The organism is Streptomyces scabiei 87.22 (assembly GCF_000091305.1).
Classification (GTDB): domain Bacteria; phylum Actinomycetota; class Actinomycetes; order Streptomycetales; family Streptomycetaceae; genus Streptomyces; species Streptomyces scabiei.
Genome location: NC_013929.1, coordinates 7,945,087 through 7,965,386, shown reverse-complemented (window position 1 = coordinate 7,965,386; position 20,300 = coordinate 7,945,087). Strand labels below are relative to the sequence as shown.

20 protein-coding genes and 2 pseudogenes are annotated in these 20,300 nt (G+C 72.4%); 4 read left to right on the top strand and 18 right to left on the bottom strand.

All coding sequences use genetic code 11. The annotated features are described in order from the left end of the window. Positions 1-2: 2 nt before the first annotated feature. The gene (locus SCAB_RS34460; RefSeq protein ID WP_013004737.1) at positions 3-665 is read right to left on the bottom strand and encodes a LysM peptidoglycan-binding domain-containing protein; all 663 of its coding nucleotides are present in this window, start codon (positions 663-665) and stop codon (positions 3-5) included. A 534-nt stretch (positions 666-1,199) separates the two neighbouring features. On the opposite strand from SCAB_RS34460, the gene SCAB_RS34455 reads away from it, so the two are divergent. Continuing rightward, positions 1,200-1,970, top strand: coding sequence for a hypothetical protein (locus SCAB_RS34455; RefSeq protein WP_013004736.1), 771 nt, complete (start codon positions 1,200-1,202; stop codon positions 1,968-1,970). A 179-nt stretch (positions 1,971-2,149) separates the two neighbouring features. Further along, positions 2,150-2,506: a hypothetical protein gene (locus SCAB_RS34450; RefSeq protein ID WP_041669981.1), complete on the top strand. Its 357-nt coding sequence runs from the start codon at positions 2,150-2,152 to the stop codon at positions 2,504-2,506. Between the two features lie 111 nt (positions 2,507-2,617). Here the strand turns inward: SCAB_RS34450 and der are convergent, their stop codons facing one another. The 7 genes and pseudogenes from der to aroH all read right to left on the bottom strand — a co-directional run bounded on the left by der (position 2,618) and on the right by aroH (position 7,640). After that, entirely contained in the window at positions 2,618-4,084 is a 1,467-nt protein-coding gene (gene der / locus SCAB_RS34445) for a ribosome biogenesis GTPase Der (RefSeq protein WP_013004734.1), read from the bottom strand. Positions 4,085-4,192: 108 nt separating this feature from the next. After that, positions 4,193-4,873 (bottom strand): lysophospholipid acyltransferase family protein, encoded by a 681-nt coding sequence (locus tag SCAB_RS34440; protein WP_013004733.1) that lies wholly within the window; start codon positions 4,871-4,873, stop codon positions 4,193-4,195. Next, the gene (cmk, locus tag SCAB_RS34435) at positions 4,870-5,547 is read right to left on the bottom strand and encodes a (d)CMP kinase (protein WP_013004732.1); all 678 of its coding nucleotides are present in this window, start codon (positions 5,545-5,547) and stop codon (positions 4,870-4,872) included. Before cmk ends, SCAB_RS34440 begins: the two co-directional genes overlap by 4 nt. Before the next feature lie 200 nt (positions 5,548-5,747). Further along, positions 5,748-5,867, bottom strand: a pseudogene (locus SCAB_RS46675) (prephenate dehydrogenase); the annotation flags it as partial. 104 nt (positions 5,868-5,971) lie between these two features. Then, a pseudogene (locus tag SCAB_RS46670) lies at positions 5,972-6,091 on the bottom strand (prephenate dehydrogenase); the annotation flags it as partial. Positions 6,092-6,195: 104 nt separating this feature from the next. Then, positions 6,196-7,281, bottom strand: coding sequence for a prephenate dehydrogenase (locus tag SCAB_RS34430; protein ID WP_013004731.1), 1,086 nt, complete (start codon positions 7,279-7,281; stop codon positions 6,196-6,198). Beyond that, positions 7,278-7,640: a chorismate mutase gene (gene aroH / locus SCAB_RS34425; protein WP_013004730.1), complete on the bottom strand. Its 363-nt coding sequence runs from the start codon at positions 7,638-7,640 to the stop codon at positions 7,278-7,280. Before aroH ends, SCAB_RS34430 begins: the two co-directional genes overlap by 4 nt. Positions 7,641-7,947: 307 nt before the next feature. Between aroH and SCAB_RS34420 the strand changes: the two genes are divergently transcribed. Next, positions 7,948-8,385 (top strand): Rieske (2Fe-2S) protein, encoded by a 438-nt coding sequence (locus SCAB_RS34420; RefSeq protein ID WP_013004729.1) that lies wholly within the window; start codon positions 7,948-7,950, stop codon positions 8,383-8,385. 22 nt (positions 8,386-8,407) lie between these two features. Next, the gene (locus SCAB_RS34415; RefSeq protein WP_013004728.1) at positions 8,408-9,103 is read left to right on the top strand and encodes a nucleotidyltransferase domain-containing protein; all 696 of its coding nucleotides are present in this window, start codon (positions 8,408-8,410) and stop codon (positions 9,101-9,103) included. 11 nt (positions 9,104-9,114) lie between these two features. Here SCAB_RS34415 and SCAB_RS34410 read toward each other — a convergent pair whose 3' ends face one another. From SCAB_RS34410 to SCAB_RS34365, 10 genes are all read right to left on the bottom strand, one after another. Next, positions 9,115-9,888 carry a nucleotidyltransferase domain-containing protein gene (locus tag SCAB_RS34410; protein WP_013004727.1) on the bottom strand — a complete coding sequence of 258 codons (774 nt, stop codon included), beginning with the start codon at positions 9,886-9,888 and terminating at the stop codon, positions 9,115-9,117. A gap of 3 nt (positions 9,889-9,891) precedes the next feature. Further along, a complete protein-coding gene (locus SCAB_RS34405; RefSeq protein ID WP_041669977.1) occupies positions 9,892-10,914 on the bottom strand; it encodes an ADP-ribosylglycohydrolase family protein in 1,023 nt (340 codons plus the stop codon). Further along, on the bottom strand, positions 10,914-11,639 hold the full coding sequence (locus SCAB_RS34400; RefSeq protein ID WP_013004725.1) for an NUDIX hydrolase: 726 nt from the start codon (positions 11,637-11,639) through the stop codon (positions 10,914-10,916). Before SCAB_RS34400 ends, SCAB_RS34405 begins: the two co-directional genes overlap by 1 nt. Positions 11,640-11,818: 179 nt before the next feature. Then, positions 11,819-12,982, bottom strand: a complete 1,164-nt coding sequence (locus SCAB_RS34395) for a pseudouridine synthase (protein WP_037727102.1) — start codon at positions 12,980-12,982, stop codon at positions 11,819-11,821. Then, positions 12,982-13,635 carry an SMC-Scp complex subunit ScpB gene (gene scpB / locus SCAB_RS34390; protein ID WP_013004723.1) on the bottom strand — a complete coding sequence of 218 codons (654 nt, stop codon included), beginning with the start codon at positions 13,633-13,635 and terminating at the stop codon, positions 12,982-12,984. Before scpB ends, SCAB_RS34395 begins: the two co-directional genes overlap by 1 nt. Then, entirely contained in the window at positions 13,632-14,756 is a 1,125-nt protein-coding gene (locus SCAB_RS34385) for a segregation and condensation protein A (protein ID WP_013004722.1), read from the bottom strand. Before SCAB_RS34385 ends, scpB begins: the two co-directional genes overlap by 4 nt. Positions 14,757-14,774: 18 nt before the next feature. After that, entirely contained in the window at positions 14,775-15,353 is a 579-nt protein-coding gene (locus tag SCAB_RS34380; protein WP_041669975.1) for a hypothetical protein, read from the bottom strand. After that, entirely contained in the window at positions 15,338-16,474 is a 1,137-nt protein-coding gene (locus tag SCAB_RS34375) for a ParA family protein (RefSeq protein WP_013004720.1), read from the bottom strand. Before SCAB_RS34375 ends, SCAB_RS34380 begins: the two co-directional genes overlap by 16 nt. A gap of 421 nt (positions 16,475-16,895) precedes the next feature. Continuing rightward, positions 16,896-18,020, bottom strand: coding sequence for an alanine dehydrogenase (gene ald, locus SCAB_RS34370; protein ID WP_013004719.1), 1,125 nt, complete (start codon positions 18,018-18,020; stop codon positions 16,896-16,898). Between the two features lie 165 nt (positions 18,021-18,185). Further along, entirely contained in the window at positions 18,186-20,276 is a 2,091-nt protein-coding gene (locus tag SCAB_RS34365) for a tetratricopeptide repeat protein (RefSeq protein ID WP_013004718.1), read from the bottom strand. Positions 20,277-20,300: the final 24 nt, after the last annotated feature.

Sequence of the window (20,300 nt, the reverse complement as noted above, 5' to 3'; positions counted from 1 at the left end):
GGTCAGAGGTCGAGCCGCTGGCCCGGCACGATCAGGTCGGGGTCGCCCCCGATGACGGCCCGGTTGGCGGCGTAGACCTGCCGCCAGGTGGTCCCGTGCCGGGCGGCGATGCCGTTCAGCGTGTCGCCCTGCCGAACGGTGTAGTCGCCGCGGGACGAGCCCCGGTCCGCGTGGCCGACGGGCCGTGACGGGGGCGTTCCGGCGGACTTCTGCGGCCGCGCGGGGGTGGCCCGGCCCGATCCGGTCGTGGCCGCGCCGGCGGAGGGCGCGCCGGGCGCGCTGCCGGTCGCCCCGGCCCGGCGGGAGCAGGTGGGCCACGCTCCCCAGCCCTGGGCCCGCTGGACCTTGGTGGCGATCTCGATCTGCTGGGACCGGGAGGCCCGGTCGGCGGTCGGCGCGTAGGCGGTGCCGCCGTAGGCACGCCAGGTGGAGGCGGCGAACTGCAGGCCGCCGTAGTAGCCGTTGCCGGTGTTGATGTGCCAGTCGCCGCCGCTCTCGCACCTGGCGATGCGGTCCCACACCCCGCTGTCGGCCGCCGAGGCGGTGCCGGTCAGGGTCAGCAGTCCCAGTGGGGCGAGCAGCGCCGCTCCGGCGAGGACGGCGGTCGTACGCGACCCGCGGAAGCCGGCGCGCGTGGTATCGGCGCATCCAACACGTTCGGACATGAAGATCCCTCTCCACGGACCCGGGGTCCCCCGGAGCGGGGCGCTTCCCGCGCATGGACGCGGGTGTCGCGCTCCGCCCCGTCCGCCGGAGACGGTACTGCGCGCTGTCTGGCTCTGCGCGGCCGGCGGACGTACCCGAGCGGTGCTCGTTGCACACGGCCGGGAATGTAGGGAGGTTGACGAGCTGTCAGCAAGCGATCGCCCGTCCTGGGAGGCCAGTTCACCGTTACCGTGAGTAGCAGCCAGATCAAGCCACCCATTTCATTCCCTGATTTCCGGATATGTCGACCAGGCGACCCGACAGCCTGTGACTCACCTCACCGGATCAACGCGCCCGGACCTCGCGGAAGTTGGCGCGGAGTAACTGATTCCGCCCAAGGATTCACGCTGCGCTGCGGTTGGTTCGATTCCGATCGTCGTCGGGCGTGACTCCGGCCACAGATCGCCCGTTGTCTTCTGCATGGGCCGGAACCTCCGTGCTCATGGGCCGGGCGCCACCCGGCACCGACACGCACCGCATCCCGAGGAGCCACCGTGCCGCGCATGCTCGACGTCAGCGACGAGGTACGCGCCGAGATCGGCGACGAAGAGGCCGACCGGCTGCTCGCCGGAGAGAACGCCCCCGGCGGCTACGACTGCACGTCGTGCCGCACCCCCGGCGACTCCGAGCAGGAGCGCACCAGCACCGTCCTCTTCGTGGGCGACGAGACAGCCGTCCTCGCCTTCGCCCACTCCACCTGTCTGCCCTCCCAGGTCGTCCAGGTCACCGAGGAGCAGTTGCAGGGCGCCGCCCGTTCCATCGCCGGGGACAGCCCGGCCCAGGCCGCGCCCGAGCAGGCCGTGCTCGGCGTCACCAGCGGACTGATCCTGCTCAGCGGCGAGCTGCACCCGGCGCTGGTCGTCGAACCGACCGCCCCCATCGCCCGCCCCGGCAGCACCGGCGCCGGTGACGACTTCCTGCCGCTGCTCATCGAGCAGGGCTTCATGCCGCTCCCCCAGATCGACTCCGTCCCGCCCGTGCTGCACGGCTGGTCGGTCCTGCTCGCCATGGGGCAGCTGCACGCCATCCTGCAGCCGGGCACCACCGGTGGTTCACCGGTCGCCTGGTGGCAGGCCCACCAGGCACTGCAGGTCGCCGACGCGTGGCGGGCCGCCGCCAACAAGCACCAGCAGGTCCTGATGTTCGCGGCGCCGGTGGGGTCGATCGGGCGGCAGCCGCGGGAGGACCTGCTGCGGGACGCCCTCGACAAGGCCGCGGCGAACGGGAAGCTGGTGGCGGCGACCCTGCCGCTGGCCGGCACCTGAGCGGCCCCGCCCGCCGGAGCCGTCCCGCCCCGCCCCTCGGGGCGCGATCCCTTCCCGGAGTCCGACTTCCCGGAGGCCGAATGGTTGAGGCAGCGCATCCCTTCCGGGGCGGGGTCGTTGGCACAGGCGTGCACGCATACGACGCTCCCCGCCGCCCGTCCTATCAGTCGATCCCGTCCATGCGGCCGACCCAGGATCCTTCGGCCACGCCCATCTACGACACGCTCTACGCGGAGTGGGTCAGGAGCTACCGGACCCTGCCGGGCGACCGGCACGGGGAGGAGGATCTGGGGTTCACCGGCTTCGGCACCCCGGCGCACGGCTCCGGCGGACCACGCTCCACCGGGTTGTACACCTCCGGTTCGTACGGCTCCCGGCACGCGGCGGGGCATCTCGCCACCCAGCGCGAGACCCAGCCCGGTCACACGTCCGGGACGACGGCCGTGTGGCAGCCGGTCGGCCGTATCCCCACCGGGCACACGGGGATGCACCACATCCCCTCGCCGCTGCCCCCGAACCCGCGCCGGGGTCTGTGACGACGCGGAGACGCGAAGCGGCGAGCAGGGACACTTGAGGAGGGCGGCCGCCCGAAGGTCCGATGACCTCGGGCGGCCGCCCTCCTCACGCGCGTGCCGTGGGCGCGGACGCTACTTCTTCTTCTGGCCGCCGCGCTTCTCGCGCACCCGGACCGAGATGTGGATCGGGGTGCCCTCGAAGCCGAACTCCTCCCGCAGACGGCGCTCGATGAAGCGCCGGTAGCCCGCCTCGATGAAGCCGGAGGCGAAGAGGACGAAACGCGGGGGCTTGGTGCCGGCCTGCGTCCCGAACAGGATGCGGGGCTGCTTGCCGCCGCGGATCGGGTGCGGGTGGGCGGCGACCAGTTCGCCGAGGAAGGCGTTCAGCCGGCCCGTCGGGACGCGGGTCTCCCAGCCGGCGAGCGCCGTCTCGATCGCGGGGACCAGCTTCTCCATGTGCCGGCCGGTACGCGCCGAGACATTGACCCGGGGCGCCCAGGCGATCTGGGCGAACTCGGTCTCGATCTCCCGCTCCAGGTAGTAGCGGCGCTCCTCGTCGAGGGTGTCCCACTTGTTGTACGCGACGACCAGCGCGCGGCCGGCCTCGACCGCCATGGTCACGATGCGCTGGTCCTGGACCGAGATGGACTCGGAGGCGTCGATGAGGATGACCGCCACCTCCGCCTTCTCGACGGCCGCCGCGGTGCGCAGCGAGGCGTAGTAGTCGGCGCCCTGCTGCAGGTGGACCCGCTTGCGGATGCCCGCGGTGTCGACGAACTTCCAGGTGACACCGCCGAGTTCGATCAGCTCGTCGACCGGGTCACGGGTCGTGCCCGCGATCTCGTTGACGACGACGCGCTCCTCGTTCGCCACCTTGTTCAGGAGCGAGGACTTGCCGACGTTCGGACGGCCGATCAGCGCGATGCGGCGGGGACCGCCGACCGCGGTGCCGAAGCTCTGCTCGGGCGCCTCCGGCAGGGCCTCCAGGACGGCGTCCAGCATGTCGCCGGTGCCGCGGCCGTGCAGCGAGGAGACCGGGTGCGGCTCGCCGATGCCGAGGGACCACAGGGCCGTCGCGTCGGCCTCGCCGCTCGGGCCGTCGACCTTGTTGGCGCACAGCACCACGGGCTTGTTGGCCTTGCGCAGCAGCCGGACGACGGCCTCGTCGGTGTCGGTGACGCCGACCTTGGCGTCCACGACGAAGACGACGGCGTCGGCGGCCTCGATGGCGTACTCGGCCTGCGCGGCGACGGAGGCGTCGATGCCGAGGACGTCCTGCTCCCAGCCGCCGGTGTCGACGACCTTGAAGCGGCGGCCCGCCCACTCGGCCTCGTAGGTGACGCGGTCACGGGTGACGCCGGGCTTGTCCTCGACGACCGCCTCGCGGCGGCCGATGATGCGGTTCACGAGCGTCGACTTGCCGACGTTCGGACGGCCGACGACGGCGAGGACGGGCAGCGGGCCGTGCCCCGCCTCCTCGATCGCGCCCTCGACGTCCTCGACGTCGAAGCCCTCTTCCGCGGCGAGCTCCATGAACTGCGCGTACTCGGCGTCGCCAAGCTCTCCGTGCTCGTGCTCGGAGGGAAACTGGTCGTTCATGAAGTCCGTACCTCGTAGTTCATCGTGGTGATCGGTGGAGCACCCGGCTCGTCCGCCGGATGGTCCACTACTCAGTGTCGCCCAGCGCCCGACCGGACGCCCGGCGTTTTACCGACGGCCGGTGAGCCGCCGGGCATGCTCCAGGTGTGCGCCCAGCTGCTGCTGGATGCGCACGGTCGCCTCGTCGAGCGCCTTGCGGGTGCGCCGTCCGCTGCCGTCGCCCGCCTCGAACGGGTCGCCGAAGACCACGTCGACGCGGGAGCGCAGCGGGGGCAGTCCCTTGATCAGCCGTCCGCGCCGCTCCGTGCTTCCCAGCACGGCCACCGGCACGATCGGCGCTCCGCTGCGCACGGCGAAGTAGGAGAGCCCGGCGCGCAGCGAGGCGAAGTCGCCCTCGCCCCGGGTGCCCTCCGGGAAGATGCCCAGCACACCGCCGCCCGCCAGGACGGCCAGGGCGCGGGTGACGGCGGTGCGGTCGGCGGTCGAGCGGTCGACCTCCACCTGGCCGACGGCGCGCATGAACGGGCCGAGCGGCCCGACGAACGCCTCCTTCTTGACCAGGAAGTGCGAGGGCCGGGGGGCCACGCCGATGACCATGGGACCGTCGACGATGTGGGAGTGGTTGGGGGCGAGGATCACCGGACCGGTCGTGGGGACCCGCCAGGCGCCCAGCACGCGCGGCTTCCACAGCCCGTACATCAGGCCGACGCCGATACGCCGCCCCACCTCGGCGCCGAGCGCCGTGGGGGCTTCGTATGCGGCGGCCCGGTCCGTGGCGGCCTGGCTCACTTGCCCGCCCGCTTCTCCTCGACGAGGGTGACCACGCACTCGATGACCTGCTGGAGGGTGAGGTCCGAGGTGTCCACCTCGACCGCGTCGTCCGCCTTGGCGAGCGGCGAGGTCGTACGGCTGGAGTCGGCCGCGTCCCGCTTGAGCAGGGCCTCGCGGGTGGCCTGGACGTCGGTGCTCTTCAGCTCGCCGCTGCGGCGGGCCGCGCGGGCCTCGGGGGAGGCGGTGAGGAAGATCTTCAGGTCGGCGTCCGGCAGCACGGTCGTGCCGATGTCGCGGCCCTCGACGACGATGCCGCCGGCGGCGTCCGCCGCGATGGACCGCTGCAGCTCGGTGATCCGCGTCCGCACCTCCGGCACGGCGCTGACCGCGCTGACCTGGGAGGTGACCTCCTGAGTGCGGATCGGCCCGGCGACGTCCATGCCGTCGACCGTGATGGTAGGCCCGGCCGGGTCCGTCCCCGACACGATCTCCGGCTTGCCGGCCACGGCCGCGATCGCCGAGGGGTCGTCTATGTCGATGCCGTTGTTGACCATCCACCAGGTGATCGCCCGGTACTGGGCGCCCGTGTCCAGGTAGCTCAGCCCGAGCTGCGCGGCCACGGCCTTCGAGGTGCTCGACTTGCCCGTGCCGGAGGGGCCGTCGATGGCAACGATCACTGTGGCGCGTTCCACTGGGGAGCACCTTTCCTGGTCCGAGGTGGTGGGGCGGGACGGAAAGCGCCCCGGACAAGGGTACTGGTTGCGCGTACCCCGCCCGGCCGGGCCCACCACCCCGCCCCCACGGCCCCACCGCAGGACCGCCCGGTCCCTCCCCTCCCGGGCAGCGGGACGGCTGCGCCGGCCTCCGACCGGCGACCCACCGGATCCACCCCCTACTGCCGGATCGCCCAGCCCCGCTCCCGCAACGCCCCCGTCAACACCACCGCCGCCTTCGGCTCCACCATCAACTGCACCAGACCCGCCTGCTGCCCGGTGGCGTGCTCGATGCGTACGACCCGTCCCCGACGCCGCCCTCGCACCACTCGGCGCCGAGGCGCCTCCCGGGCAGCGGGACGGCTGCGCCGGCCTCCGACCGGCGACCCACCGGATCCACCCCCTACTGCCGGATCGCCCAACCCCGCTCCCGCAACGCCCCCGTCAACACCACCGCCGCCTTCGGCTCCACCATCAGCTGCACCAGACCCGCCTGCTGCCCGGTGGCGTGCTCGATGCGGACGACCCGTCCCCGACGCCGCCCTCGCACCACTCGGCGCCGAGGCGCCTCCCGGGCAGCGGGACGGCTGCGCCGGCCTCCGACCGGCGACCCACCGGATCCACCCCCTACTGCCGGATCGCCCAACCCCGCTCCCGCAACGCCCCCGTCAACACCACCGCCGCCTTCGGCTCCACCATCAACTGCACCAGACCCGCCTGCTGGCCAGTGGCGTGCTCGATGCGGACGTCCTCGATGTTGATGCCGACGGCACCCGCGTCGGCGAAGATGCGGGCCAGCTGGCCGGGCTGGTCGTCGATCAGTACCGCGACGACCTCGTAGACCCGTGGTGCGGACCCGTGCTTGCCGGGGACGCGGACCTGGCCGGCGTTGCCGCGGCGCAGGACGCCCTCGATGCCCGTCATGCCCTCGCGGCGCTTGGCCTCGTCGCCCGCCTGGAGGGCGCGCAGGGCCTGGACGGTCTCGTCGAGGTCGGCGGAGACGTCGGTGAGGAGATCGGCGACCGGGCCGGGGTTGGCGGAGAGGATGTCCATCCACATGCGCGGGTCGGAGGCCGCGATCCGGGTCACGTCCCTGATGCCCTGCCCGCACAGGCGCACCGCCGACTCCTCTGCGTGCTCCAGCCGCGCGGCGACCAGGCTGGACACGAGGTGCGGCATGTGGGAGACGAGGGCCACGGCCCGGTCGTGGCTGTCCGCGTCCATGACCACCGGGACGGCCCGGCAGTGCGAGACCAGTTCCAGGGCGAGGTTCAGGACCTCGGTGTCGGTGTCCCGGGTCGGCGTGAGCACCCAGGGGCGGCCCTCGAAGAGCTCGGGCGTGGCGGCCAGCGGGCCGGACTTCTCCCGGCCCGACATGGGGTGCGAGCCGATGTAGCAGGAGAGGTCGAGGCCCAGCTCCTCCAGCTCGCGGCGGGGCCCGCCCTTGACGGAGGCCACGTCGAGGTAGCCGCGCGCGAGGCCCCGGCGCATGGCGTCGGCGAGGGTCGCGGCCACGTGCGCGGGCGGGGCGGCGACGATCGCGAGGTCCACCGGGCCCTCGGGCGCCTCGTCCGTGCCGGCGCCGAGCGCGGCCGCCGTACGGGCCTGCTCGGGGTTGTGGTCGACGAGGTGGACGGTGACACCGCGCTGGGCCAGGGCGAGGGCGGCGGACGTGCCGATCAGCCCGGTGCCGATGACGAGGGCCGTTCTCACTGGGCGATGTCCTTGCGGAGCGTGGCCGCGGCCCCCAGGTACACGTGCGCGATCTCCGAGCGCGGCCGGTCGGACTCTATGTGCGCGAGGATCCGCACGACCCGGGGCAGGGCGCCCTCGATGTCCAGCTCCTGCGCGCAGATCAGCGGTACGTCGACGATGCCCAGCTTGCGGGCGGCGGCGGCCGGGAAGTCGCTGTGCAGGTCGGGGGTGGCCGTGAACCAGATGCTGATCAGGTCGTCCGGGGTGAGTTCGTTGCGCTCCAGGACCGCGGTGAGCAGCTCGCCCACCTGCTCGTCCATGTGCCCCGCCTCGTCCCGGTCGAGTTGGACGGCGCCCCGGACCGCTCGTACCGCCACGGCTGTGCTCCTCACTGCTGGACATCCCGGCTGGTTGTACGAACAGCCTAGTCACCCGCCCCGGACCACCGCGCGACGCCCGCCTGCCGAAACGCCTGGCCGAAAGACGTCCACAGGGGACGGACCACCGCCGCGAATCGCCACAAGATCACGCGAACGTCACCGGCCCCGCGCTCGGGGCGGATCAGCCCCGCACACCGCCGCACCGCCCACCCTCGACTGTCGGACGCACGAAACGCACGTTTTGTGGCACTCTCTCCTGAGTTGCCTCCCCTCCGGGGTTCTTCCGCACGTACGGAGTGACGACATGACGATGGGTTCCACGCGGCGCACGGTGCTGGCCGGCGGCGCGGCCGGCACGGCGGCGCTGCTGGCGGGATGCGGCGGGCAGGGCGGCAGCGACGACGGCGGGGACACCGCGGAGAAGTCCTCGCCCGCGGGCACCGGCACGGACGGCGGCGAGGAGCTGGCGACGACGGCCGACATCCCGGTGGGCGGGGGAAAGATCTTCGACGAGCAGAAGATCGTCGTGACCCAGCCCGCGGAGGGCGACTTCAAGGCGTTCTCGGCGATCTGCACCCACATGGGCTGCGTCGTCAGCAGCGTCTCGGACGAGACGATCAACTGCGCGTGCCACGGCAGCAGGTTCGGCATCACGGACGGGGCCGTGGCCCATGGACCGGCCACCCGCCCGCTGCCCGCCGAGAAGATCACGGTCGCCGGAAATTCGATTCTGCGCCCCTGATCCACCCCGTACGCTCCGGCCTATGCAGCCCCCGCACCCGCACGACCTGGTCCGCGACCACACCGTCTACGCCTGTGTGATGGGGTCGCGGGCCTTCGGTCTCGCGACGGACGGCAGCGACACGGACCGGCGGGGGGTCTTCCTGGCCCCCACCGAGCTGTTCTGGCGCTTCGAGAAGCCCCCGACGCACGTGGAGGGCCCGGAACGGGAGCAGTTCGGCTGGGAGCTGGAGCGCTTCTGCCATCTGGCGCTGCGCGCCAACCCCAACATCCTGGAGTGCCTGCACTCCCCGCTGGTGGAGCACGTCGACGACACGGGCCGTGAACTGCTCGCCCTGCGGGGGGCGTTCCTGTCCCTCCGGGTCCATGAGACGTTCGCCCGTTACGCGCTCGGCCAGCGCAAGAAGCTCGACGCGGACGTCCGTACGCACGGCGCCCCCCGCTGGAAGCACGCGATGCATCTGCTCCGTCTGCTGATGAGCTGCCGGGACCTGTTGCGCACGGGCGAGCTGACCGTCGACGTGGGCGAGCAGCGCGAGCCTCTGCTGGCGGTGAAGCGCGGCGAGGTGCCGTGGGCCCGGGTCGAGAGCTGGATGGCGCGGCTGGCCGCGGAGACCACCGAGGCGGCGGACCGCAGCCCTCTGCCGCCGGAACCGGATCTGGCCAGGGTCGAGGACTTCCTCGTACGGACCCGACGCGCGTCGGCGCTCCGGGCCTGAGCCGCAGCCCTTCAGCCCTTCAACCCTTCCAGCCGGACGCGGACCACGAAGTCGTGCAGGGCGTCGTAGGCGGCCGGGTTCTCGGGCAGCGCCGACAGGGCCTGTTCCTCGTCCAGCACGCGGTGCAGCCGCTCCACGTCCGCCGCCACACGCTCGGGGTCGACGTCCGCCTTGCCGTGCTCCTCGGCCGCCTTCGCCGCGACGAGGTCCGGCAGATAGGCGGGGGCCTCCTCGGTCTGCGGCACCAGGGTCGGCAGATGGGCCTGCACCTCGCCGCTGCGCATGAGGTGGATGCCGGTGAGCAGCACCCGGAACGTGTAGAGCAGCGGCTTGAGTTCGCCTGTCTTCTCGAAGAGCCGCCACTGAGTGGTGGCGAACCCCCGGTAGTGGTGGGCGTGGTGGCGGGTGAGGACCCCGGGGGCGAGCGCGACCAGTTCGCGGTGGGTCTCGCCGGTGTGCACGACGAGCGGGGAGAGCAGCTGCTCCAGCACATAGCCGTTGCGTCGCAGCATCAGGCGGGCGAACTTGCGCAGGTCGTGCGTGACGAGGTCCATCTCGACGCCGTCCCGGTCCCACATCCTCGACCGGGTCTCCTCCGGCTCGCGCAGCCCGACCAGTTCGGCCGCGGGCAGCAGGTGCACACCGCGCAGGTCGACGTCCGAGTCGCGCGAGGGGAAGCCGTACAGGTGGGCTCCGGAGACGGTGGCGAACAGCAGCGGGTCGGGCTGTTCGGCGACCACGGGGGCCAGGTCGATGGCGGGGGCGTCGGTCAGGGCGTCGGTCATCCCTCAAGCGTCCCAGAGGGCCCCCAGCGAGACGAGGTCGCCCTGGTACTCGATCCGGTCGGCCCACTCGACGGGCCAGGCGTCCGGCCCGTGGTAGGCGCCCGCGAAGGCACCGGCGAGGGCGGCGATGGAGTCGGAGTCCCCCGCGGTGCAGGCCGCGCGGCGCAGCGCGGTGACGGGCTCGTCGACGAAGAGCAGGAAGCACAGCAGCCCGGTGGCGAGCGCCTCCTCGGCGATCCAGCCCTCCCCCGTGGCCGTGCAGGGGTCGGTCTCGGGCGAGGGGAGCCGCAGGGCCGCCTGTACGCGGTCCAGGGCCTCCAGGCAGTCGTCCCAGCCCCGGGCGATGTAGTGCTCGGGGCTGGGGTCCTGGCCGTAGGTCCACAGGTCGCCGAGCCAGCGCGTGTGGTAGTGGGAGCGGTTCTCGTAGGCGTACGACCGCAACCGGCCGACGAGGCCCATCGGTTCGGCGCCCTGGGCGAGCAGCCGGACGGCGTGGGCGGTGAGGTCGGACGCGGCGAGGGCGGTGGGGTGGCCGTGGGTGAGCGCGGCCTGCAACTGGGCGGCGCCCGCGCGCTGTTCGTCGCTGAGCGGGCCGATCAGTCCGAGCGGGGCGACCCGCATGTTGGCGCCGCAGCCCTTGGAGTGGATCTGGCTGGCGAACTGCCAGGGGTGGCGCTCGACTGCCAGGAGGTCGCAGGCGACCAGGCAGGTGTGGCCGGGGGCGCGGTTGTTCTCCGGGGAGCGGGACCACTCCACGAACTCCTTGCGCACGGCCCTCTCCAGGGCCTCGGGGGCGAGCACCCCACGGTCCATGGCGGCCCGCAGTCCGTGCCCCAGCGCCAGCGTCATCTGGGTGTCGTCGGTGACGATCGCGGGCTTGGGCAGCGCCATCTTCCGCCAGGGGCCGCACTTGGCGAGGATCGCGGGGACGTCGTCGAACTCCGTCGGGTGGCCGAGGGCGTCGCCGAGGGCGAGTCCGATCAGGGAGCCGGTGGCGGAACGTTTCGTGCGGAGCGTCGTGGTCATCACGACCGTCCTTCCGTGGTGGGTCGCAGCAGGGGCGGGTGCAGGGCGGTGGCCCCACCCGCGCGGTACAGCGCGGCGGGCTTGCCGCGACCGCCGGTCAGGCGGGCGGCACCGGGCACCTGTTCGACGAAGCCCGGCGTGGCCAGCACCTTGCGCCGGAAGTTGGGCCGGTCGAGCGGAGTGCCCCACACCGTCTCGTAGACCTGCTGCAGCTCGCCGAGGGTGAACTCGGGAGGGCAGAAGGAGGTGGCGAGACAGGTGTACTCCAGCTTGGCGCCGACGCGTTCGTGGGCGTCGGCGAGGATGCGGTCGTGGTCGAAGGCGAGCGGGCCGATGGCGCCGAACCGCAGCCACTGGGCCTGGGCCGCGTCGCCGCCGCCGTGCGGGACCGGCGGGTCGGGGAACAGCGCGGCGAACGCGACGGTGACGACCCGCATCCGGGGGTCCCTCCCCGGCTCACTGTAGGTCCGCAGCTGCTCCAGGTGGAGCCCGGCGACGTCCTTGACGCCGGTCTCCTCCGCGAGCTCCCGCCAGGCGGCCTCCTCCGCGGACTCGTCCGGCAGCACGAACCCGCCGGGCAGGGCCCAGCGGCCCTCGTACGGCTCCTGGCCGCGTTCGACGAGCAGCACCTGGAGGGTGCCCGCGCGGACGGTGAAGACGGCCAGGTCGACGGTGACGGCGAAGGGCTCGTAGGCGTACTTGTCGTATCCCGCCGGGGAGCTCATCGCCGCCGTCCTCCTTTATGGTCACCATGACTAATAGTCAGAACGACTATAAAAGAGCGGAGCGGGCGGCACAACCCTTTTCCGGGGAAGGGAACGCCAAGACCGGCACCGGGAACGGCAAAGGGCCGGTCCCGGAGGCAAACCCGGAACCGGCCCCTGCGCGCGGGCGACGGACGACCCTAGAGGTCGACCTCCTGCATCAGCATCCCGACCTCGGTGTTGGACAGCCGGCGCAGCCAGCCCGACTTCTGGTCGCCGAGGGTGATCGGTCCGAAGGCCACGCGCACCAGCTTGTCGACCGGGAACCCGGCCTCCGCCAGCATCCGGCGCACGATGTGCTTGCGCCCCTCGTGCAGGGTGACCTCGACGAGGTAGTTCTTGCCGGTCTGCTGCACGACCCGGAAGTGGTCCGCGCGCGCGTACCCGTCCTCCAGCTGGATGCCGTCCTTGAGCTGCTTGCCCAGGTCACGCGGGATCGGGCCCACGATGTGCGCGAGGTAGACCTTCTTCACGCCGTACTTGGGGTGCGTCAGCCGGTGCGCCAGCTCGCCGTGGTTGGTGAGCAGGATGACACCCTCGGTCTCGGTGTCGAGCCGCCCCACGTGGAAGAGCCGCGTCTCACGGTTGGTGACGTAGTCGCCGAGGCACTGACGGCCCTCGTTGTCCTCCATCGTGGAGACGACACCGGCCGGCTTGTTCAGCGAGAAGAACTGGTACGACTGGGTCGCGACGGTCAGCCCGTCGACCTTGACCTCGTCCTTCTCCGGGTCGACCCGCTTGCCCTGCTCCAGCACGATCTCGCCGTTGACCTCGACGCGCGCCTGCTCGATCAGTTCCTCGCAGGAGCGCCGGGAGCCGTAGCCCGCGCGCGCGAGGATCTTCTGCAGCCGCTCGCCCTCCTGCTCGGCGCCCGGGAAGGTCTTGGGCAGCTTGACGTCCTTCTTGCCCGCGTACCGCTCCCGGTTGCGCTCCTCCGCCCGCGCGTCGTACTCGCGGGAGGTCGCCGGGGCCCACCGGCCCCGCCCGCTGCCCGGGGACTGCTTGGGGCCGCCCTTGGCGCCACCGCGCGCGGACGCGCCGCGGCCCGACTTCGGTCCCTCCGGGGAGGCGCCGGGGCCCACGTCGTAGCGCCGCTCCTCCGGGCGCGGGTTCTTCGGCCGGCCGCCCTGCCTGTCGTCGCGGTCGTTCCCGGCACCGCGGTTGTTACCGCGGCCACCGCTGTTCCCGCCGCGTCCACCGCCGCTTCCGCCGCGTCCACCGCTGCTCCCGCCGCGGCCGCCGCTGTTGCCACCACGGCTCCCGCCGTTGTTTCCGCTGCTGTTCCTGCCGCTGCTGCTTCGCATCAAAGTTCCGTCTTGTCGTCTGCGTCCTCGGAATCCGGAGCGTCCGGATCGAACGACGGTACGGCCTCCTGGGTCTCGGCCTCGATCGCCTCAGCCTCCGGGAGGAAGGGCGCGAGTTCCGGAAGCTCGTCCAGGCCGCGCAGGCCCATCCGCTCCAGGAAGTAGTTCGTCGTCCTGTACAGGATCGCACCTGTTTCGGGTTCCGCGCCCGCCTCCTCGACCAGACCCCGCTGCAGGAGGGTGCGCATGACCCCGTCGCAGTTGACTCCTCGCACGGCGGAGACCCTGCTCCGGCTCACCGGCTGCCGGTAGGCGACCACCGCCAGTGTCTCCAGCGCGGCCTGGGTCAGCCGGGCCTGCTGGCCGTCGAGCACGAAGCGTTCGACGGCGGCGGCGTACTCGGGCCGGGTGTAGTACCGCCAGCCCCCGGCGATCCGCCGCAGCTCGAAACCGCGCCCCTGGACCGCGTAGTCGTCGGCCAGTTCCCTGAGCGCCTTGGCGATCTGCCGCTTGGGCCGCTCCAGGATCTTCGCCAGGTGCTCCTCCGTCGCGGGCTCGTCCACGACCATGAGGACGGCCTCCAGCGCGGGCTTGAGGTCGAGGCCGGCGACGGTACGCGCACCCTCGGGCCCCACGACTGTCTCCTCGCTCATGCCTTCTCCTCCTTGGCCGGCCGGGCCCGGCTGTCCGACGGGGGCGGCTCGGGCGGCCGGTCGAACTCGTCCGTCACCACGGGCTCCGCGTCCCCGTCCCCGCCGGTCCAGCGCACGAGCAGATCCCCGAGCGCGGTCTCCTGGTCGAGGGCCACGGCCTTCTCCCGGTAGAGCTCCAGCAGGGCGAGGAAGCGGGCGACGACGGTGAGGGTGTCGTCGGTGTCCTCGACGAGCACCCGGAACGACGCCTCCCCCAGCACCCGCAGCCGTGCGACGACGATCCCGGCCTGCTCCTGCACGCTCACCAGCGGCGCGTGGATGTGGTCGACGTACACCTGCGGCTTGGGCCTGGGCTGCATCGCCTTCACGGCCAGCCTGGCGAACCCTTCCGCCCCGATGCTGATGACCACCTCGGGCAGCAGCTCCGCGTGCTGCGGCTCCAGCCCCACGGTCCGCGGGTACCGCCGCGCCTCCTCCTCCAGCCGGCGGTTGAAGATCTCCGCGATCCGTTTGTACGCGCGGTACTGCAGCAGCCGGGCGAACAGCAGGTCCCGGGCCTCGAGGAGCGCGAGGTCGGCCTCGTCCTCCACCTCGGCGGCGGGCAGCAGCCTGGCCGCCTTCAGGTCCAGCAAAGTGGCCGCGACCACCAGGAACTCGGTGGTCTCGTCGAGGTCCCAGTCCGGTCCCATGGCCCGCAGGTGCGTCATGAACTCGTCGGTGACCTTGGAGAGCGCGACCTCGGTGACGTCCAGCTTGTGCTTGGAGATGAGCTGGAGGAGGAGATCGAAGGGGCCCTCGAAGTTGGCGAGCCGCACCGTGAAGACCCCGTCGTCGGCGTCCTCGGCGTTTCCGGAGTCCTCGGAGTCTTTGGTGGGGTCGGAGCCCTCGGAACCGCCGGGGGCGTCGGGGGCGTCGGGGCCACCGGCCGTCCGCTCGGCCGCGTCCGGCACATCGGCACTGCCGGCTTCGGCCCGGGCTTCGGCTTCGGCGGAGGGCGGCGCCTCGTCGCTCTCGGGCGGCGCCGGTACGGCCGGGGGCGCGGCCGCGGGCCCCTTCCCCAGCGCACGCCGACGGCCGGCAGAACCACCGGAAGCCGGGCCAGAGGTGTCGAACGAGGTCATAGCCCCCGCAGGCTACCCCTACCGCCCGCGCAGTCGTCGGACGAGGATGCTCGCGTCCCCGCGGGACTCCAGATCCGCCAGCACCACGGCGACGGCCTCCCGCACGATCCGCCCGCGGTCCACGGCCAGCCCGTGCTCACCGCGCAGCACCAGCCGCGCGTGTTCGAGGTCCATCAGCTCCTCGGCGGAGACGTACACGGTGATCTTCTCGTCGTGCCGCTCCCGCCCGCTGGGCCGGCGCCCGGAGGCCCGCCCCTTCTTGCGGGGCGCGGCGGCGGCAGAACCTTCCTGCGGCTTCGGCAGGCGCCCGGCGGCGCCGGCCCGCTCGGCTCCGACGGCGGCGGAGCGGCTGCGCGGCTGTTCACCGTCGGACTCGGCGTCCGCGGCCACATGCTCGGCCCCCTCGCCGTCGCCGCCGCGCACGGGCATGGACGGCGGCGCGTCCTCCGCTCCGGCGGCCCCGTCGCTGTCCCCGGCGGGAGCGGGCACACGGACTTCCCCGTTGGCCCCCCGCCGGGGAGTGGACGGCTGCAGCGCCATTCCCCCTGTCGTACGGAAGAGTTCGTCGGCCCCCGGCAGACTCACTCGGCGTGACACCGGGCGAGCACCTCCCTGGCGAGCTGGCGGTAGGCGGCGGCACCGACGGAGTTGGAGGCGTACGTGGTGATCGGCTCACCGGCGACCGTGGTCTCCGGGAAGCGGACCGTGCGCCCGATGACCGTGTGGTAGACGTGCTCGTCGAACGCCTCGACGACCCGCGCGAGAACCTCGCGGCTGTGCACGGTGCGCGAGTCGTACATGGTGGCGAGAATGCCGTCGAGCTCCAGGTCGGGGTTGAGCCGCTCCTGGACCTTCTCGATGGTCTCCGTCAGCAGCGCGACACCGCGCAGTGCGAAGAACTCGCACTCCAGGGGCACTATCACCTTGTGGGCGGCCGTCAGGGCGTTCACGGTGAGCAGACCGAGCGAGGGCTGACAGTCGATCACGATGTAGTCGTAGTCGGCCATCAGCGGCTTGAGCGCCCGCTGCAGCGTGGACTCGCGCGCGACCTCGGAGACCAGCTGGACCTCGGCGGCCGACAGGTCGATGTTGCTCGGCAGCAGGTCCATGTTGGGGACCGCGGTCTTCAGCAGGACCTCGTCGGCCGACATGCCCCGCTCCATGAGCAGGTTGTAGACCGTGAGGTCGAGCTCCATCGGGTTCACGCCGAGGCCGACCGAGAGCGCGCCCTGCGGGTCGAAGTCGACGAGCAGGACCCGGCGCCCGTACTCCGCGAGCGCGGCACCCAGGTTGATGGTCGACGTCGTCTTGCCGACGCCGCCCTTCTGGTTGCACATCGCGATGATCTTCGCGGGACCGTGGTCGGTCAGCGGGCCCGGGATCGGGAAGTACGGCAGCGGGCGACCGGTCGGGCCGATGCGCTCGCGGCGCTGACGGGCCGCGTCGGGCGCGAGCGTGGCCGCGTACTCCGGATCGGGCTCGTACTCGGCGTCGGGGTCGTAGAAGTGCCCGTCGGGCAGCTCGTCGTAGTCGGCGAAGTGGTTGTGGACTCCGCCACTTCCGTCGCCGGCCATGGCGTTCACGTGTTGGCCATCCATGCTCTGGTGTGCTGGGGAAGTGAGCCCGGCCGGCTGCTGACCCTGGTGGGCCGCGAAGGTGCGGACGGCGACCGAGCCGACAGCCGCGAACCCCGTGGGACCCGAGACCGGCGCAGGCATTCCTGGTTGACCACCCCCGGGAGTAAATGTCGACTCATTCACAAGTCGTCTTACCTCCTTGGTGACCAGGAAACTTCTAGATAGGTCAGCGTGGCACCATGCCGACAGCTGGCGACTCTATGGCGTGTCGGCGGTCCGCAGCAACACAATCCGCCGGACCCGGCCCGATGTGTCGGCAATGAAACATGCGGCTGTCAAGGGCGTAGGGCCGTCGCACGGCAGGTTTCACCGGTGCACGAAACATACGAACGGTTACGTTCGAGGCGAGTTGCGCGAGTGTCGCAAAGTGACCATACACACATCCGGCCGGACCTTGTCGGGCAAGATCCGGCCGGTAAAGCGCTGTTGACGACCTGTGTTGACGTATCGCCTTTTACCGAAAGGTGACTTGAAGCAGCCGGTCGACGGCTCGCCGGAGGGGTCAGACGAGCAGCGACGCCAGCTCGACGTGCTCCAGTCCGTGCGCCTCGGCGACCTCGCGGTAGACGACCCTGCCGTCATGGGTGTTGAGTCCCCTGGCCAGGGCGGGGTCGCGGCGCGCCGCCTCGGCCCAGCCGTGGTCGGCGAGCTCCACGATGTAGGGCAGCGTGGCGTTGGTCAGGGCGTAGGTGGAGGTGTTGGGCACCGCGCCGGGCATGTTGGCGACGCAGTAGAAGACCGATCCGTGGACGGGGAAGGTCGGCTCGGCGTGAGTGGTGGGCCGGGAGTCCTCGAAGCAGCCGCCCTGGTCGATCGCGATGTCGACAAGGACACTTCCGGGCTTCATCCGCGAGACCAGCTCGTTGGTGACCAGCTTCGGGGCCTTGGCGCCCGGGATGAGGACCGCGCCGATGACGAGGTCGGCCTCCAGGCACGCCTTCTCCAGCTCGAAGGCGTTGGAGACGACGGTCTGGATCTTCGTGCCGAAGATCTTGTCGGCTTCCTTGAGCTTGTTGATGTCCTTGTCGAGCAGGGTCACGTGGAAGCCCATGCCGATGGCGATCTGCGCGGCGTTCCAGCCCGACACGCCGCCGCCGATGACGACGGCCCGGCCGGCCAGCACTCCCGGCACGCCCCCGGGCAGCACACCGCGGCCGCCGTTGGCGCGCATCAGGTGGTAGGCGCCGACCTGCGGGGCGAGCCGGCCCGCGACCTCGGACATGGGCGCGAGCAGCGGCAGCGCGCGGCTCGGCAGCTCGACGGTCTCGTACGCGATCGCGGTCGTGCCCGACTCGACGAGGGCGTCCGTGCACTCCTTGGAGGCCGCCAGGTGCAGGTAGGTGAAGAGCGTCTGGTCCTTGCGGAGGCGGTGGTACTCCTCGGCGATGGGCTCCTTGACCTTGAGCAGCAGGTCGGCGGTGGCCCACACCTCGTCGGCCGTGGCCAGGATCCCGGCGCCCGCGGCGACGTACTCGGCGTCCGGGATCGACGAGCCGACTCCGGCGCCCTGCTCGACGACGACCTGATGGCCGTGGCGCACCAGCTCGTGCACACCGGCGGGGGTGATGGCCACCCGGAACTCGTTGTTCTTGACCTCGCGGGGGATGCCGACCTTCACGTCGATCACGGTCCTTGGCTCGGAGGGGTGTGGGGGCTCGCCCTTACAGCGGCACATGCCCACGCAGTGCAGGACATACCCGTACGCACAGGAACGCATCGGGAGACACCGCAGGAGAACCGGCGGCACAGCCAGTCTAATGAAGGCGTCCCCGCTGTCTAGCCTTTCAATGCATCAATCTTTCGCGGATGCACTACGGATTTCGCAGGCGTTAGCGTCCTGTTCCGGCTCGGTCTCCTGGGTTTCGGGCTCCGGGGCCCCTTCGTCGAGGAGTCGCTCGGCGGCCGCCCGGTGCAGCCGGGCCGCCGCCGGGTCGCCGAGCCGCTCCAGCGTGTCGGCGGTCCGCAGCTGGATCGCGGCCTGCAGCCGGGTGTCGTCGGCGCGCCGCGCCCACTCGGCCGCCTCCTCGCAGGTGCGCAGCGCCTCCTCGGGCCGCCCCGCGTACTCCTGGACGCGCGCCATCTCGCTCAACGCCCTTGCCTGGCCGCCCACATCGCCGAGTCTGCGATGGCCGGTGAGGGCCGAGCTCCAGTTGCGCAGCGCCTCGCCGTAGCGGCCCGCGTAGGTGTGCGCGGCGGCGATCCGGCCGTACAGCCGGGCGGCGTCCTCGCGCTCGTCCCGGGCGAGCCGCTGGGCGAGCGCCCGGCCGTACCAGTCGGCGGCCCGGTCGTAGTCCTCCAGCTCCTGGTGGGCACCGCCTACGGATTCCATCGCGCGGCCGGTCGCGTACGGGTCGTTCGACCGCCGTCCGGCGTCGAGCGCGGCCCGGTAGCGGACCAGCGCCGCCCTGGTACGGCCGGTGCGGGCGTCCAGGTCGCCGAGGTTCAGCAGGGCGGCCGCCTGCTCGCGGGGCAGGTCGCGGCGCTCGGCGACGTCGAGGACGAGCCTGTGGACGCCGTACAGGTCGGGGGCCGCGGCCTGGGTGCCGAAGTGCGCGACCATGGCCCGCACCAGCTGGGACATCAGCCGTCGGGCGAGGGTGTCCAGCTCCCCGTCGGCGACCGCGAGCCGCGCCGCGGCCAGCAGCGCGGGCCGCCGGGCGCGCAGCCACTCCTCCGCGGCCCGCGGGGTGGGGAACCGCAGCGCCTTGGGCATGGCGAGGAGCCTCTCGCGGGCCTGTGGGCTGTCGGTCTCGGTGACCGCCCGGCAGGACTGCAGCAGCCGTACCGTCCGCTCCAGCATCCGTGCCCGGGCGAGCCGCAGCTCACCGGGCCGCTCCTGGCTCTCGGCGAGGGACCACAGCAGCGGCTGGAGGCAGCCCGGGACCTCGTACTGCGGGAGCGCCGGGTCGGCCTGGTGCAGGAAGCCGAGAGCGACGAAGTCGTCCAGCGCGGTGCGGGCCGCGCCCACCGAGCAGCCGGCGAGCCCGGAGGCGATGTGCGGGTCGACCAGGCCCGCCGGGGCGAGGGCGAGCAGGCGCAGTGTCCGGGCGGCGGCGGCCGGCAGCGAGGCGTGCGCCAGCCTGAGCATCCGGGCCAGCGGCGGGCTGTCGTCCTCCTCGGCGCGCAGCTGTTTCGCCAGGTCGGAGACGGCCACGGTGGGCCGGGCGGCCAGCCAGCCGCCGGCCAGCCGCAGCGCGGCCGGCTGGGCCCCGCACACCTCGGCGAGCCCCTCGGCCGAGCGCGGGTCCACGGTGATGCGCACCGAGCCGCTGAAGCGTTCCAGCAGCTCCACGGCGGACTTGGTGTCCAGTCCGCCCAGGGTGCACGGGCGGACGTCGGAGATGCCCGTCAGCGGCCCCCCGGAGACCGCCACGACCAGGGCGTCGGGGGTGTCCGGCAGCAGTGCGTCGACCTGCTCGGCGTCGGCCGCGTCGTCCAGCAGCAGCACCACCCGGCGGTCGGCCAGCGCCTCCCGCAGGGCCTCGCTGAGGTCGTCCTCGTCGGCACCGGCCGGCGCCGGCAGCCCGAGTTCCCCGAGCAGTTCCCGCGCCGCCCGTTCGACGGGCACCCGGGTGCCGTCGGGCTCGGTGAGCCGGGTCCGCAGCACTCCGTCGGGATAACCATCGGTAACCTGCCGGACGAGTTCCTCGGCGAGCGCGGTCCGTCCGAAGCCGGGGCGGCCGGCGATGAGCAGCACGCGCGCGTGGGGCGCCTTGCGGCCCGCGAGGGTGTTCAGTCCCGCCCGGTCGATGTCGGCCCGCAGTTCCTTCAACTCGCGTGTCCTGCCGAGGAACTGGCTCTCCGTGGGGGCGGCCTCGACAGCCCGGGGCCGCCCTGTTCCGGACGCCCGGGCACCCCCGAGATCCACCGCCTGATCCGCCACGGGTCACTCTCCCGTCCCACCGCA